The 14,933-nt window shown below is 61.6% G+C and carries 7 protein-coding genes; 6 read left to right on the top strand and 1 reads right to left on the bottom strand.

Annotated elements, in window-relative coordinates:
- Window positions 1-21: 21 nt before the first annotated feature.
- The 6 genes from C7U61_RS10590 (at window position 22) to C7U61_RS10565 (ending at window position 7,747) form a co-directional block, all read left to right on the top strand.
- Window positions 22-2,499 (top strand): glycoside hydrolase family 2 protein, encoded by a 2,478-nt coding sequence (locus tag C7U61_RS10590; RefSeq protein WP_106998051.1) that lies wholly within the window; start codon window positions 22-24, stop codon window positions 2,497-2,499.
- A gap of 79 nt (window positions 2,500-2,578) precedes the next feature.
- Complete coding sequence (locus C7U61_RS10585; RefSeq protein ID WP_106998050.1) at window positions 2,579-3,340, top strand: sugar phosphate isomerase/epimerase; 762 nt, start codon at window positions 2,579-2,581, stop codon at window positions 3,338-3,340.
- An 11-nt stretch (window positions 3,341-3,351) separates the two neighbouring features.
- Complete coding sequence (locus C7U61_RS10580; RefSeq protein WP_106998049.1) at window positions 3,352-4,485, top strand: Gfo/Idh/MocA family oxidoreductase; 1,134 nt, start codon at window positions 3,352-3,354, stop codon at window positions 4,483-4,485.
- Between the two features lie 69 nt (window positions 4,486-4,554).
- The gene (gene mgrA, locus C7U61_RS10575) at window positions 4,555-5,586 is read left to right on the top strand and encodes an L-glyceraldehyde 3-phosphate reductase (protein WP_106998048.1); all 1,032 of its coding nucleotides are present in this window, start codon (window positions 4,555-4,557) and stop codon (window positions 5,584-5,586) included.
- 81 nt (window positions 5,587-5,667) lie between these two features.
- Entirely contained in the window at window positions 5,668-7,278 is a 1,611-nt protein-coding gene (locus tag C7U61_RS10570; RefSeq protein WP_106998047.1) for a glycoside hydrolase family 43 protein, read from the top strand.
- A 142-nt stretch (window positions 7,279-7,420) separates the two neighbouring features.
- A complete protein-coding gene (locus C7U61_RS10565; RefSeq protein WP_106998046.1) occupies window positions 7,421-7,747 on the top strand; it encodes an RcnB family protein in 327 nt (108 codons plus the stop codon).
- Window positions 7,748-7,878: 131 nt separating this feature from the next.
- On the opposite strand, the gene C7U61_RS10560 is transcribed toward C7U61_RS10565, so the two are convergent.
- Entirely contained in the window at window positions 7,879-14,658 is a 6,780-nt protein-coding gene (locus tag C7U61_RS10560; RefSeq protein ID WP_106998045.1) for a hypothetical protein, read from the bottom strand.
- Window positions 14,659-14,933 lie beyond the last annotated feature (275 nt).

Below are 14,933 nucleotides of genomic sequence, written 5' to 3'. Positions count from 1 at the left end.
GCAGCGGTCCGAGGAGGTCCGATGTCTTCTTCCATCAATGATAGCCTCACCGTCGACCTGGCCGGATCGTGGAGGCTGACGTCTCCCGGCAGCGATCATTCTCTGTCCATGTCTCTGCCCGGTGATATCCACTCGGCGCTCCATGCGGAGGGATTTATTCCCGATCCTTATTTCGCGCGGAATGAAGAGGTCGTGAAGTGGGTCGCCAAGCAGGACTGGGAGCTGACGCGCAGCTTCGTGCTCGATGATGCCGGCGGAGACTGGTATCTCGATATCGACTATCTCGATACCGTCGCTAGCGTCTATCTCAACGATGCACTGGTGCTGGAGGCCAACAACTGTTTCCAGCGCTATCGTCCCGACGTCTCGAAAGTGCTGAAGACGGGTGAAAACACCATTCGCATCGTCCTACACTCGAGCATTTCGGCCGGGGCCGCCCTGCAGGCAAAGCAGCCGTTCTACATTCCCTACAGCACCGGCAATTCGCCGATCCCGAACGGCAATATGCTGCGCAAGCCGCAATGCCATTTCGGTTGGGACTGGAACATCGCGATCGCGCCGCTTGGCCTCTATGGCACCATCGCGCTGAAGAAGCTCGAAATAGCGCGCATCGAAAATGTCGTAACTCAGCAGATTCATAATGGTGACGGCTCGGTCGATCTCAAGGTGACGGTGGCGTTGTTTGCCAAGGGAACGGGGATCGCGCAGCTCTATTTTTCGCTCGACGATGAGCGCGTGCGCCTCGATGTCGGCGTCAACGCCGGCGAGACGTCGATCACCCATTTCTTCCATATCGACAAGCCCAGGCTCTGGTGGCCGGCCGGCAATGGCGAGCAGGCGCTTTATGCGCTGTCCGTGGAAACCAATTTCGAAACCGTCACGCGGCAGATCGGCCTGCGTACGGTCGAGCTAATCACCACCGAGGATGAAGCGGGCAGCCGTTTTGCATTGAAGGTCAACGGTCGCGAGATATTTGCTCGCGGGGCGAACTGGATTCCGGCCGACGCTCTGTTTTCCCGCTCCAATCCTGCTGCAACCGAGGATCTGCTGCAATCGGCCGCCGATGCCAACATGAATGCGATCCGCGTCTGGGGCGGCGGCTTCTACGAGCATGATTGGTTCTACGATACCTGCGATCGCCTGGGGCTGATGGTGTGGCAGGACTTCATGTTCGCCTGCAATCTGTATCCTTCGACGAACGACTTCCTGGAGAATGTCGAGGCAGAGGTGGATTACCAGGTGCGCCGCCTCGCAAGCCATCCCTCGATCGTTCTCTGGTGCGGCGACAATGAACTGGTGGGTGCGCTCACCTGGTTCGAGGAGTCGCGCAAAGACCGGGATCGCTATCTCGTCTCCTATGATCGCCTGAACCGGACGATAGAGACGGCAATGAAGAAGGCGCTGCCGGATGCGATCTGGTGGCCGTCCAGCCCGGCTTCCGGCTACCTCAACTTCGGCGACGCCTGGCATGCCGATGGCTCCGGCGACATGCATTACTGGTCGGTCTGGCACGAGAACAAGTCCTTCGACAATTACCGCTCGGTCCGCCCGCGCTTCTGCTCGGAATTCGGCTTCCAGTCCTACACCTCGCTGCCTGTTATCAAGACCTATGCCGAGGCCAAGGATATGAACATCGCCTCTCCGGTCATGGAGCTGCACCAGAAGAATGCCGGCGGCAACGAGCGTATTGCCGGCACCATGTTCCGCTATTTCCGCTTCCCGAAGGATTTCCCGAATTTCGTCTATCTGAGCCAGGTCCAGCAGGGCCTTGCCATCAAGACGGCCGTGGAATATTGGCGTTCGCTGAAGCCGCATTGCATGGGCACCATCTATTGGCAGCTCAACGACACCTGGCCCGTGGCTTCGTGGTCGAGCCTGGATTACGGCGGCCGGTGGAAGGTGATGCACTATCTGGTGCGGCGCTTCTTTCAGCCCGTATCGGTCGCGGCAATTCCCTCGGAAGACAATAAGACGATCCGCTTCTCTCTGGTCAACGATACCAATGCCGATGTGGTGGTCGATATCTCGGTGTCGCTGCTCAAGCTCGATGGCGAGCGCGTGCCGCTGACAACGGCGCATGCCGTGTGCACGCCGGATGCCGCCGTCACGGCCTTGTCGATCGATGCGGACCAGGTGCCGGCCGATTGCCTGCTGGCGTGGCGCTTCACCGCGTCGAACGGCATGGGCGGCGAGGGGCACTATGTCCACGGCACCTATAAGGCGCTCGAGCTTCAGCCCGCCGGCCTGACGGTGCTGCGGGAGGAGAAAGAGGAAAACGGGACAGTGGAACTCACGGTCACCGCAAAGGGACTTGCGCTGTTCGTGATGATCGAGAGCGAGGCGGAAGGACGTTATTCCGATAACGCCTTCGATCTTGCCGCCGGCGAAAGCCGCCGCGTCGTCTTCACGCCGGCCAAGCCGCTCCCAAGCGGCGTGCCGGAATTCCGCATCTACGATTTGCAATCCAGCCAGTCGGCGGCCAGCCAACTGGCGGATTGACCTATTGCGCCGCAGTGGCGGCGCTTACGGGGCCCCAAGTCCCAAGACAGACGGCCCGATGGCCATTGGAGGACTATTGATGACGAAACTCGGATTTCAGCTCTACAGCGCCCGCAATTTCCAACCTTATTCGGAGATCTTCGTAAAGCTGGGCAAAGCCGGCTACGCCGAAGTCGAAGGCTTCGGCGGCATCTATGCCGATCTCGACGAGACCGGCCTCAGGAACCTGCGCGCCGAACTCGACAAGAACGGCCTGCGGATGGCGAGCGGCCACTTCAGCCCGGACTTCCTCGATGGCGATGTGCAGAAGTCGCTCACCATCGCCAAGACCTTGGGCATGGATTCGATCTATGCGCCGCACATTGCTGCCGACCAGCGTCCGACCGACGCTGCCGGCTGGCTCGCCTTCGGCAAGCGGCTGCATGAAATGAGCAAGCCCTACAAGGATGCGGGCTTCGAGTTCGGCTGGCACAACCATGACTTCGAATTCGTCAAGCAGGCCGATGGCTCGTTGCCGATTGAACAGATATTCGAAGGCGCTCCGGATATTTCCTGGGAAGCCGATATCGCCTGGGTCATTCGTGGCGGCGGCGATCCCTTTGCCTGGATCGAAAAACTCGGTCCGCGCATCACGGCCGTTCACGTCAAGGACATCGCGCCGGCTGGCGAGAACAAGAATGAAGACGGCTGGGCCGATGTCGGGCACGGCACGGTCCCGTGGGCAAAGCTGCTCAAGGCGCTCGCCGGCACCAAGGCCAAGCATTTCGTCGTCGAACATGACAATCCGAGCGATGTCGATCGTCTGATCACGCGCTCCATCGCATCCTTCAAGAGCTTTTGAGGCACTTCTACATGGCTAAGGAACTTGGCGTCGGCATCATCGGATGCGGCAACATTTCAACCACCTATTTCTCGCTCGCACCGCTCTTCAAGGGCCTGAAGGTGCTGGCCTGCGCGGATATCAACATGGATGCGGCGCGTGCGCGTGCCGCGGAATATAAGGTCAAGGCCCAGACCATCGATGAACTGCTCGCCAATGACGAGCTCGACGTCATCGTCAACCTGACCATCCCGGATGCGCATTTCCCGGTTTCCAAACGCATCCTTGAAGCCGGCAAGCACGTCTACTCCGAAAAGCCGCTGGTGCTGACGCTGGAGCAGGGCGAGGAGCTGCGCCGCATCGCCAAGGAAAAGGGGCTGGCCGTCGGCTGCGCTCCCGATACCTTCCTTGGCGGCGCGCATCAGCTCGCCCGTAAATTTATCGATGATGGCGGCATCGGGCGCGTCACCTCCGGCTCGTGCCACGTGATGAGCCCGGGTATGGAAATGTGGCATCCGAATCCGGATTTCTTCTTCCTGCCCGGCGGCGGCCCGATCCTCGACCTCGGCCCGTATTACGTCGCCAACCTCATCAACCTGATCGGACCGGTGAAGCGTGTTGGCGCGATGACCTCCATGGCGTCGCCGACCCGCACCATCACCAGCCAGCCGCGCCACGGCGAGATCATCCCGGTGAAGACCCCGACGACGATCCAGGCGCTGCTCGAATTCGTCAGCGGCGCCCGGATAACGCTGACGGCGAGTTGGGATGTGTGGTCGCACCGCCACGCCAATATGGAGCTCTACGGCACCGAGGGCTCGCTCTACGTGCCCGATCCGAACTTTTTCGGTGGCACCGTCGAGGCGAGCGGCCGCGACAAGGACATCAAGCCGCTGGAAAACTGGGCGCATCCCTTCGGCATCGTCAATCAGGAAAGCCCGAACGGCTCACGCGCCAACTATCGCACGGCGGGTCTTGCGGACATGGCGGCCTCGCTGATCGACGGACGCGATGCCCGTTGCTCGCTCGACCGCACCCTGCATGGTGTCGACGTCATGACATCGATCCTGAGGTCGGGCGAGGAGGGACGTTTTATCGATCTGACGACGACCTGCACGCAGCCGGCAGCCCTCGGCATCGAAGAGGCTCAGGCGCTCTTGAAGTAGGCGCAGGAAGAGCTAGTTTGCGCGCGGGTAACCAACCTGCGCGCTTTTTCATCTCGAAGGAATTCCATTATGGCCTGGCAACCGGCATCCGATCGTTATTCAAAAATGAAATACAACAGGACCGGCCGTTCCGGTCTGAAGCTGCCGGCGGTCTCGCTGGGGCTCTGGCACAATTTCGGCGGTGATACGCCGCATGACCGCAAGGTCGACATGTGCCGCACGGCCTTCGATCTCGGCATCACTCATTTCGACCTCGCCAACAATTACGGGCCGCCTCCCGGCAGCGCCGAGACCGCGTTCGGCGAGATCCTGCGCACTGATTTTGCCGGGCTGCGCGATGAGCTGATCATCTCCTCCAAGGCCGGATACGACATGTGGCCGGGTCCCTATGGTGAATGGGGCAGCCGCAAATACCTGATCGCCTCCTGCGACCAGAGCCTGAAGCGCATGGGCCTCGACTATGTCGATATCTTCTATTCCCACCGCTTCGATCCGGACACACCGCTCGAGGAAACCTGCGGCGCGCTCGACCATATCGTCCGCTCGGGCAGGGCGCTCTATGTCGGCATTTCCTCCTACAACTCGCAGCGTACGCGCGAGGCTGCCGCCATCCTTAGGGAACTCGGCACGCCATGCCTGATCCATCAGCCGAGCTATTCCATGCTCAACCGCTGGATCGAGGATGACGGTCTGGTCGATACGCTCGAAGATCTCGGCATCGGTTCGATCGTCTTCTCTCCGCTGGCGCAGGGCATGCTCTCGACCAAGTATCTCGGCGGCATTCCGGAAGACAGCCGCGCAGCGCAGAACCACTTCCTGAAGCGCGACTTCATCCGGCCGTCGATCATCGACAATATCAGAAAGCTCAACGAAATCGCCGAAAAGCGCGGCCAGACGCTGGCGCAGATGGCGATCGCCTGGGTTCTGCGCGGCGGCCGCGTCACCTCCGCCCTGATCGGCGCCAGCCGTGCGTCGCAGATCGTCGATTGCGTCAAGGCGCTCGACAATCTCGACTTCACGGACGAAGAGCTGAAGCAGATCGATGTCTATGCCAAAGAGGCCGACATCAATCTATGGGCCAAGTCGGCTGAACGCGATTGACCGACCCAAAACGCCCGGAAACCGGTTCCGGGCGTTTTTCTTCACTTTGCCGCTGCCGTGGTCTCCGGAGGAGAGAGTTTCATGATCCGCAATCCGATCCTGCCGGGGTTCAATCCCGACCCGTCCATTTGCCGCGTCGGCGAGGACTATTATATCGCCACCTCGACCTTCGAATGGTATCCTGGCGTGCAGATCCATCATTCACGCGATCTGGTGAACTGGACGCTCGTCAGGCGGCCGCTGGAGCGCGCGTCTCAGCTCGACATGCGCGGCGAACCCGACAGCTGCGGCATCTGGGCACCCTGCCTCTCTTATGCGGATGGGTTGTTCTGGCTCGTCTATACCGACGTCAAGCGTTATGACGGCAACTTCAAGGACGCTCATAATTACATCGTGACCTCGTCGACCATTGAAGGCGAATGGTCCGAGCCTGCCTATGTTAATTCCTCCGGTTTCGACCCGTCTTTGTTTCATGACGATGACGGCCGCAAGTGGTTCGTCAACATGCAATGGAACCACCGCACCGAGAGCTATGGCGGCTCGCCGAAAACGCCGGCTTTCGACGGTATCCTGCTGCAGGAATGGGATCCAGCGACGAAATCGTTGAAAGGGCCGATCAGGAACATCTTTGCCGGCACGGAGCTGGGATTGGTCGAAGGGCCGCATCTCTTCAAGCGTAATGGCTGGTACTATCTGACCACGGCCGAAGGCGGCACTGGTTACGATCATGCCGTGACCATGGCCAGATCCCGGGATATAGCCGGCCCTTACGAACTACATCCGAACAAGTACCTGATTACCTCCAAGGATCATCCGGAGGCGGCGCTGCAACGTACGGGCCACGGACAATATGTCGAGACGCATGACGGACAGTTCTATCATACGCATCTTTGCGGGCGGCCTCTGCCGCCGCATCGCCGCTGTACGCTCGGCCGGGAGACGGCTCTGCAGAAATGCGCCTGGAAAGACGACGGCTGGCTCTATCTCGAAAACGGCACTACTGTTCCCGATGTCGATGTCATCGGCTTGAACGGTGCCGTGCCGGTCGAAAAGCCGCGCCGCAGCGGTTACAATTTCGATGAGGCGAGCCTGCCGACGGATTTTCAGTGGCTGCGCACACCGCAGCCTGAACGCATCTTCAGCGTAACGGACCGCCCTGGGCATTTGCGGCTGTTTGCCCGGGAAAGCATCGGTTCCTGGTTCGAGCAAGCGCTCGTCGCCCGCCGTCAGGAACATCACAGTTTCCGCGCTGAAACCGTCGTCGATTTCCAGCCCGATACCTATCAGCAGGTGGCGGGCCTGACGCACTACTACAATCGCTTCAAGCTGCATGCCATTGCGGTGACCTTGCATGAAAAACTCGGCCGCTGCGTCACCATCATGACGTGCCCGGGAGACTATCCGAATGGCCGCCTAAGCTTCCCGATCGAGGGCGGCGTCGCAGTGCCGGATGGGCGGATCCAGCTTGCGATAGAAGTGCAGGGCAACGATCTGCAGTTCTTCTGGCAAGCCGAAGGCATGGGCTCATGGCAAGCCATCGGGCCAGTGCTCGATGCCGGCGTCATTTCGGACGAGGGCGGGCGCGGCGAGCATGGCTCCTTCACCGGTGCTTTCGTCGGCATGTTCGCCTTCGACATCTCAGGCCGAACAAAGACAGCGGATTTCGACTGGTTCAACTATGATGAGCTGTGAGAGGTCAAAGACCTACGGCAATGCCATGCAAAGCCTGCCTGCTGTCTTCTTCCCGATTACGGAATTGTAATTCGACTGTCAGATGCGTTTCATGTCTGTCACGGTAAGTTCGCGTGCAGATTCTGAAATGAGGAAACAACCAATGAGAAAAATCTTCGCTGTGTTTCTCGCGGCGTCGGTCGTGGGGACGCCGCTGGCCGCGATTGCGCAAGTCAAGCCTGCATCCGCCGGCAAGCAGGCCGTCGTCCAGAAGGACGTGGTGAAGAAGAAGGTCGTGATCCGCAAGGGCGGCTGGGTCAAGGGGCGTCGGCTCTCGGCCTCCGACCGCCGCCGCGCAACGGAGATCGACTATCGCGCCTTCCAGCTGTCCACGCCTCCGCGCGGCTATCATTGGATTCGTCTCAAGAACAACTTCCTCCTGGTCGGTATTACCAGCGGTTTGATCTCGCAGGTGCATGAGGCCCGGTAAGCCGGATGGAGCTACTGCAAGCAAATCAAGGGTGCTCGAGAGCCGCCTTTTTCGTGCCTAAAGCCTAAAGCAGCCTGAAACAAAAATCCCCGACATCTCTGCCGGGGATCGGGTAGTCTCTCTTCTCAATCTCAGTTCAGGCGGCCTGCCGCATGGGCCAGCATGGTGTAGACCTTGCCGGTATCCGAGGTGAGATAGGACTGCGTGACGGTGCGATCGCGATCGGTGCGCGCGACGTCGGCGAGCAGCTTTTCGAAATCGGCGATGTAGCGATCGACCGCGGTGCGGAATTCCGGCTCGCGGTCGTATTTGCGTTTGATCTCGTCGAAGGTCTGCTGGCCCTTGAGCGTATAGAGGCGGCGGGTGAACACGTCGCGTTCGCCGCGCTGGTAACGGCGCCACAGATCGACCGATGCATCATGATCGATGGCGCGGGCGATATCGACGGAAAGCGAGTTCAGCGATTCCACGACATGGCGCGGGTTGCGTGCGGCAGGAGCAGGAGCCTGTTCCGCCGGGGTTTTCGGCGCCGGCTGGCGGGCCGGCTGCAGACCAGCATTTTCATCGCGTGACGCGCCACGCAGCAGATCGCTGATCCAGCCGCCGCCGGCCGCTTCCTGGCGGGGGGGAGCTGCTGGTTCGGCCGGACGCTGCGGCTGTGCTGCCGGGCGTTCGGCGGCGAGCGATCCACGCAGGCCGAGGGATTCGATCGGAGGCTGCTGCGGCTGCGGTGCCGGGCGCTGAACCGGCTGTTGGGCGACCGGCGGCTGTGGCGCCGGTTGTTGCGGCCGTGGGGCTGCGGCCGCCGGAGCAGATGCGGCGGGCTGCAGCCGCGGGGCAGGCTGTGCTTCCGCCAGCGCGCGAGCAGTCGGCTCGGAAATCTCCAGCTGCTGCGTCGAGCGGCCGACGATCTGCGAGATGTCCTGCAGGGCCTTGATCTGCTCCGCGACGGCGCGACGCATGGCTGCAGCGCTCTCCTTGGCCTCTTCCGGAAGGTCGAAGGCACCGCGCTTCAGTTCGCTGCGGGTGAGGTCGAGCTCGCGGCGGATATCGCCGGCCGAGCGGCGGATTTCATCCGTTGCACCGGCGAAACGACCGATCGCGTCATCGACCGCGACACGCAGCGTTTCGCGCAGCTGCTGGGCAGCCGTATCGGAAGTCTTGCCGGCATCGGCGAGCATCTGCTCGACCTCTGACAGCGAAGCCGTGAGGCCGCCACGCAGCCGATTGGTGAGATCGCTGGAGCGGCGCTCGGCATTGGCGAATGTGTTCTCGACAGCCTGGTTGGCTTCCTCGCCAGCCTTCTGCAACGCAGTGCGCATGTTTTCCGCCGCATCTTCGGCGCGCTTCTCGGCGTCGGAGAGAACGCGACCGATATCGGCGAAGGAAGACTGTACGCTCTGGCGAAGATTGCCGGTCACCTGGTTCGACCGCTGCTCCGCACGGTCGAAAGCCGTTTCCACCATCGAGCCGAGGGCGCGCATGGTGTTCTCGATCTCTTCCGAGCGCTGAACGAGGCCGACAGCCAGGTTCTGCAGCGCCGTTTCGCGCTCTTCCAGTGTCGATACGAGGTTTGACTGGGCGGCGCCCAGGAGTTGGGATGCTTGTGTCAGCACCTTGGAATGATCGTCGAAACGACCAACGATGCTGCCGACCTGCGACAGGGTCTGGCCGGTGATCTCGGACAGCTTGTCGACCTTGCCTTCGAGGAGGCGGCTGGAGGCCGAGACCATCTCGCCGGCTTTCGCGGCGGATTCGGCGAAGCGTGACGAGGTCGCCATGAGGCGGTCATCGACGCTTGCGAATTCGCTCGCGGCATTGGACAGCAGTCCGGCAATTGCGGAGTTGTTGTCCGCCAGACGGGCGATGATGCCGTTGACGCTCGCAAGCAGGTTGTTTTCGAGCGCGCTGACGGTGTTGACGGCATGTTCGGTGCGCGACGAAATCGCGTTGATCAGCGCGGCGTTTTCGGCGCGCAGACGCTCCGTGCTTTCCTGAGCTGCCGCCGTGATGAGAGCGGCCGCCTCCTGACCCGTTGCGGCATAGCGATCGACGATCGGGCGAGCCTTTTCGTCGATCAGGCGCGAGAGCTCGGTGGAGCGTCCAGCCAGCATCGAATTCAGCTCGCGGGTGCGCTCGTCGAGCGAAGTGCGGATGGAGGAGCCACGGGCTTCCAGGGCCTTGTCGACATCGGCAAGGGTCGAGTCGATCTCGCGGGCGCGTTCCTCCAGCGAACTGCGGATCGCCGTGCTGCGCTCATCGAGCGTGCGCTCGACCTGTGCCATGGTGGCGGCGATCTGCTCGCTGCCGCCGGCAAGCGTGTTGCGAATGGCCGCGCCGCGGGCTTCCAGCGACTGTTCCGCCGAGGAGAGCGCCTGCGAGATCGTATTCACCTGGTTGCTGACGAGGCCTTCGGCTTCGGCGACCTTGTTGACGATCGCATTGCCCGCCTCCGAGAAGGTCTGGGCGACGGCCGCAGCCTGGCTTGCCAGTCGGTTCTGCGTTTCCGAGACACGGTTGACGAGGTCATCGGAACGTTCGGTCATGGCGCGCGCGAAGGCATCGCTGTGGCTGCCGAGGTTTTCAGCGAATTGCTGGCCGGTATTGGCGAGCAATTCGGCCGTGCGGGTCGCTTCCGTGTCCATGCCCTGCGCGGCATCGGCAACGGCCGTGCGCAGCGTCGTCGCAAGATTGGCGGCCTTGCCCTCGATCGTGCGGTTGACGGCTTCGAGGCCGAGATTGAGGGCCCGATCCATTGTCGAAAGGCGCTCTTCGATACGCGCAGCTGCCTGGCTGCCGCTGTCGTCGATCTTTGCCGCGCCGCTCGCCAGCGTATCGGAGAGGCGGTTGCCGGCGGCATCGACCTGGGCGGCAACGCCTGTGACGCCTTCGTGGATGCGATTTTCGAGAGCAGACAGGCTCGCCTCGACCCGCGAGCCGGTTTCGGCAAAGCGGTCCGTCATGCCGTCGATCGACTGGTTGAGGTTGGACGAGAAGGTTTCGGCCGAGCGCGCGATGTCGCCGGCGGCCTGCTGGATACGGCCGGCGATGTCGCCCGCACCGCTGTTCAGGCGCTCTTCCAGCGCCCTTGCGCTGGCGTCGATGGTCTGGCGCAGTGAAGCCTCACGGTCTTCAAGCGACATTTCCAGCATGCTCGCGCTGGTGGCGATCGAGGTGCCGATGGCGGTCGTCTGTTCCATCAGCGTGTTGTCGATCTGAGCATGGGCGTCACGCAGGGCAAGATTGATCGCATTGCTGCGGTCGTCCAGCGTGGAACGCATACGCTCATAGGCCGAGGCTAGGTTCTGATCCATCTGCGACAGACCGGCGCCGAGCGTGTTCTCCAGCTGACGTGCCGTGGTGCCGAGAACGGTTTCGACGCGATCGCTGTTGGCGCCGAGCATTTCGGAGAGGGCGCCCGTATGAGCGGCGAGCGAGCGGTCGAGGCGTTCCTGGTTTTCGCTATAGGCAGCGCGGATGGCATCTGCCTTGTCGCCAAAGGCACCGGCAACGCGGGACTCTGCATCGGAGACGCTGTTGAGGAGTGCGTTGGCGCGTTCCTCCAGGGCGCTTTCGAAGCGGTTCTGGTTTTCTGCAAGCGAAATTGCGAAGGCCATGCTTTTGTCGTCGAGCGTGTTGGTCAATGCCTCGTGGCCGCTGGTGACGGTATGGGCAATGGCCTTGGCGCTGTTGGAAAGAGTGTCTTCGAGCTTCGCGTGGCCTTCAGAAAGAGCGCTGGCAAGCGCCGTCGTCCGGTCGTCGAGGCTGTTGACGATTTTGTCGTGAGTGCCGGCGACAGTTTCCGAGAGGGCGTCGAGACGGCTGGACACCGCATCCTCAAGGCGCGACTGGGTATCAGAGAGCGAAATGGCGAGAGCCATCGCCTTATCGTCCAGTGCGTCGGCCAGCGCGTTATGGTTGCTGGTAAACGCATTGGTAATCGCCTCGGCGCGATTGGCAAGCGTCGCTTCGAGACGCGACTGCCCCGAGGTCAGCGCATCGGCGAGCGCCCGTGTCTTGCCTTCGAGCGTGTCGGCAACGCGGTCGGCATGGCCGGAGACGGTATCTTCAAGGCGGGCCTGGGCTTCCGACAATGCGATGGCCAGCGCCATCGTCTTGTCGTCGAGCGTGCTGCCGACGCTTTCCGCGTGACCGGCTATAGTGCTTTCCAGGCGGGATTGGCTTTCACTGAGCGCGATGGCGAGCGCCATGGTTCTGTCGTCCAGCGCTTCGGCCAAGGCATTATGATTGCCTGCAAATGCCTTGATGATGGCTTCGGCGCGGTTCGCGAGGGTTTCTTCAAGACGAGCCTGGCCGGAGGTCAGGGCGGCGGCGAGGGCACTGGTCTTGCCTTCGAACGTGTCAGCGACGCGGTCAGCATGACCGGCAACGGTTTCCTCCAGCCGTGCCTGGCTCTCTGAAAGCGCGATGGCGAGTGCCATCGTCCGGTCGTCGAGGGCATTCGTGACGCTTTCGGAGTGACCCGAGACGGTGCTTTCGAGCCGAGCCTGGCCCTCGGCCAGCGCGCGCGCAAGTTCATTGGTCTTGGCATCCAGCGTGCCGGCAACACGTTCCGCATGGCCGGAAACCGTGTCCTCCAGACGCGATTGGCCTTCGGAAAGCGCGATGGCAAGCGCCATCGTCTTGTCGTCGAGCGTGTCGGCCAGTTTGTTGTGGGTATCGGCCATTGCGCCGGTGATCGCATCGGCGCGGCTCGCAAGCGTGTTTTCGAGGCGCAGCTGGCTTTCGGCAAGCGAAATGGCCAGCATCGAGGTGCGCTCGTCCAGGGCGGCGGTCAGATGTTCGTGGGAACCGCTGACGGCGCTGGCAATCGCTTCCGAACGCTCGGCAAGCGTCTGCTCGAAACGGGACTGGTTATCGGCCAGCGCGCCGAACAAGGCGTTGCTGCGGGTGGCCATGACGGCATCGACCCGCTCGTGGGCGGAACTCAAAGCCTGCGTGATCTCGTTGGTGCGGGCAGAGAGGGTGTTGTTGATATCGTTGGCGCGGCCGGTGAAGGCCGAGGTGAGTTCTTCCGTACCGCTTTGCAGCGCGGCGGAGACATCGCGCGTGACACCCTGCACGGCGGATGTGAAGGCGCCGGCATGCGAGGCGAGCGTGGTGTTGAGTTCGCTCGTGCCCGAGGTCAGGGCGGAGGAAATACCTGTCGTGGCGTTCTGCAGCGCGGAGGTGATCTCGTTCGCCTTGGAGCCGATCGCGCTTTCCAATACTTCCTGGCCGGTTGCCAGCGTCGTTGCCAGAGCGAAGGACTGGTCGGTGAGATGCGAACCCAGGCGCTCGATGCTGGAAGTCAAGATGCCTTCCAGCGCATCCGAATTGCTGCCGAGCGACTGATTGATGCGGGCAAGGCTTTCCGAGAGCTTGGTGTCCAGGGAGCCGGCGCGCTTGTCGAAGGCCGAGGTGAATTCCGATACGCGTTCGTCGAAGGTCGTCGAAAGCTGCGCGATCGTCGACTGGAAGCGCTCTTCGAAGAAGCCAGAGCGCAGATCGATATCCATGATGGCGTCATCGGCCGTCGACTGCAGGCTTTGACGGAAGCTCGCGCCTTTTTCGTCGAGTGCCGTGTTGAGGCGGGACAGAACATTGTCCAGCGTGCCCGTGATGGACCGCTCGCCGCCGCTGAGGCTTTCGCTGATTTCCTTCGTGCGGGCAACCAGCGTTTCGTTGAGCTGGCGTGCACGTTCGTTCAATGCGGAGTTCAGCTTTTCGGTGTTTGCATCGAGCGTCGAAGCGCGGGTTTCGAACTGGCCGAGCAACTCCTTGCCGCGTTCGGCAAGGGTCGACGACAGGGATTCCAGACGGGAATCGAATTCGTGGCTGAGAGCGAGGCCCGAGGCGTTGAGGTTCTGCAGCAGGCTGTCGGTCTTGGCGGAAAGCAGGGTGCCAAGGGCTTGGACCGCGGAATCCGACTTCTCCATTAACGCGGCTGCGCGCGTGTCGATCATCGATGCGAAAGCTTCGCCTGATGTGGAGAGGCGCACGGCGATTTCTTCGGTCGCCAGCGATAGGTCTTCCTTGATCTGATCGTGCACGCCCGAAATCGATGAGCGGATACGCTCGGCGTGATTGACGATGGCGTCGCGTTCTGCGCCGAGCTCGTGGACGAGGCCGCGCACGCGTAATTCGTTGTCGGCGTAGCTGCGCTCCAACGCGTTGACCTCGGTATGGACGAGGGTTTCGAGCTCTGTCGCGCGTGCAATGGTGCGCTCGATGCCTTCGTTCATTGCCGAGACTTCGCGGCGAACGGCCTGACCGACCGTCATGATGCGCTCGGAAGCAATGGTTTCCGGCTCGACGAGACGCAGGGCAACTTCCGCCATGGAACGAGCCGCATTGCGCATCTCATGCGCACGCGAGATCATCATGCCGAAAGCATAGAAAAGCAGCACCGGAACGATAATGCCGACGATGCAGGCGATCACGCCGGGAAGGTCTGCGAGATCCGCGATCGAATGGATATTTCGGATCTGGGTGCCATAGAGCATGAAGGCGAGGCCGGCCCCGCCGATGATCCAGAACAGGGAGAAGATCGTGGCATTTCTCACCGCATGGCTCTGGGAGGCTCCATCAAGCGCTCTCAATATGCTGGCGGAACTTGCCCGGTTGCCGTCATTGGCGGCAGCGAGGTTCGGGTTCCTCGGTGCCTCGGCTGGGCGAGGAGGGGCGGCAGGGGCCGCAGTGCTGCGCGCGCCGCCATTCTTGCGGGCTGCATCATCCCTGGTCTGCTTTATCGGCTGTTTGGGCGGCTCAGACACATTTTGCTCCGGGATATCGGGCGTAGTGCCGCTGCGAGACTCCAAGCTCTCGTCACTGAAATCGATCTGCAAAGCTTCGTCCAACGCCTGAAAGGCCTTGTCCTCGACCGACTCGATGTACTTTTTGTTCGCCATGCGGTTACGCCTCGTTACAACTCACTCGGGCTTGCCGTGTCTTTTCCGGTAATTCCGCCGCGTCCGGAAAAAACGAACCCTGCCTCCCGTGGGGTCTTCCGCCTTCGGTCAGCACCGAGTTTGGATTTCCCATTACATTCAGAGTGGATAACTGGTTTTTCAAACGGATGTTATGAAAACATTACCATCATCCACTTCCGGGGCAAAGGCATGTGCCATCTACCCAATTTACCAGTATCGTAGTGACACATTCCCCCAGTTATGACAATTAATTC

Origin of the sequence: Rhizobium sp. JAB6 (genome assembly GCF_003024605.1) — a bacterium.
Taxonomy (GTDB): Bacteria; Pseudomonadota; Alphaproteobacteria; order Rhizobiales; family Rhizobiaceae; genus Rhizobium.
The sequence above is the reverse complement of the archived record's forward strand: the minus strand, read 5'-3'. Positions and strand labels throughout refer to the sequence as shown.

What these genes read in the sequence shown, in the direction of transcription:
- C7U61_RS10565 (WP_106998046.1), top strand. Translation starts at nt 7,421, where the DNA reads ATGAGAAAAATCTTCGCTGTGTTTCTCGCGGCGTCGGTCGTGGGGACG.
- C7U61_RS10585 (WP_106998050.1), top strand. Translation starts at nt 2,579, where the DNA reads ATGACGAAACTCGGATTTCAGCTCTACAGCGCCCGCAATTTCCAACCT.
- C7U61_RS10590 (WP_106998051.1), top strand. Translation starts at nt 22, where the DNA reads ATGTCTTCTTCCATCAATGATAGCCTCACCGTCGACCTGGCCGGATCG.
- C7U61_RS10570 (WP_106998047.1), top strand. Translation starts at nt 5,668, where the DNA reads ATGATCCGCAATCCGATCCTGCCGGGGTTCAATCCCGACCCGTCCATT.
- mgrA (WP_106998048.1), top strand. Translation starts at nt 4,555, where the DNA reads ATGGCCTGGCAACCGGCATCCGATCGTTATTCAAAAATGAAATACAAC.
- C7U61_RS10560 (WP_106998045.1), bottom strand. Translation starts at nt 14,658, where the DNA reads ATGGCGAACAAAAAGTACATCGAGTCGGTCGAGGACAAGGCCTTTCAG.
- C7U61_RS10580 (WP_106998049.1), top strand. Translation starts at nt 3,352, where the DNA reads ATGGCTAAGGAACTTGGCGTCGGCATCATCGGATGCGGCAACATTTCA.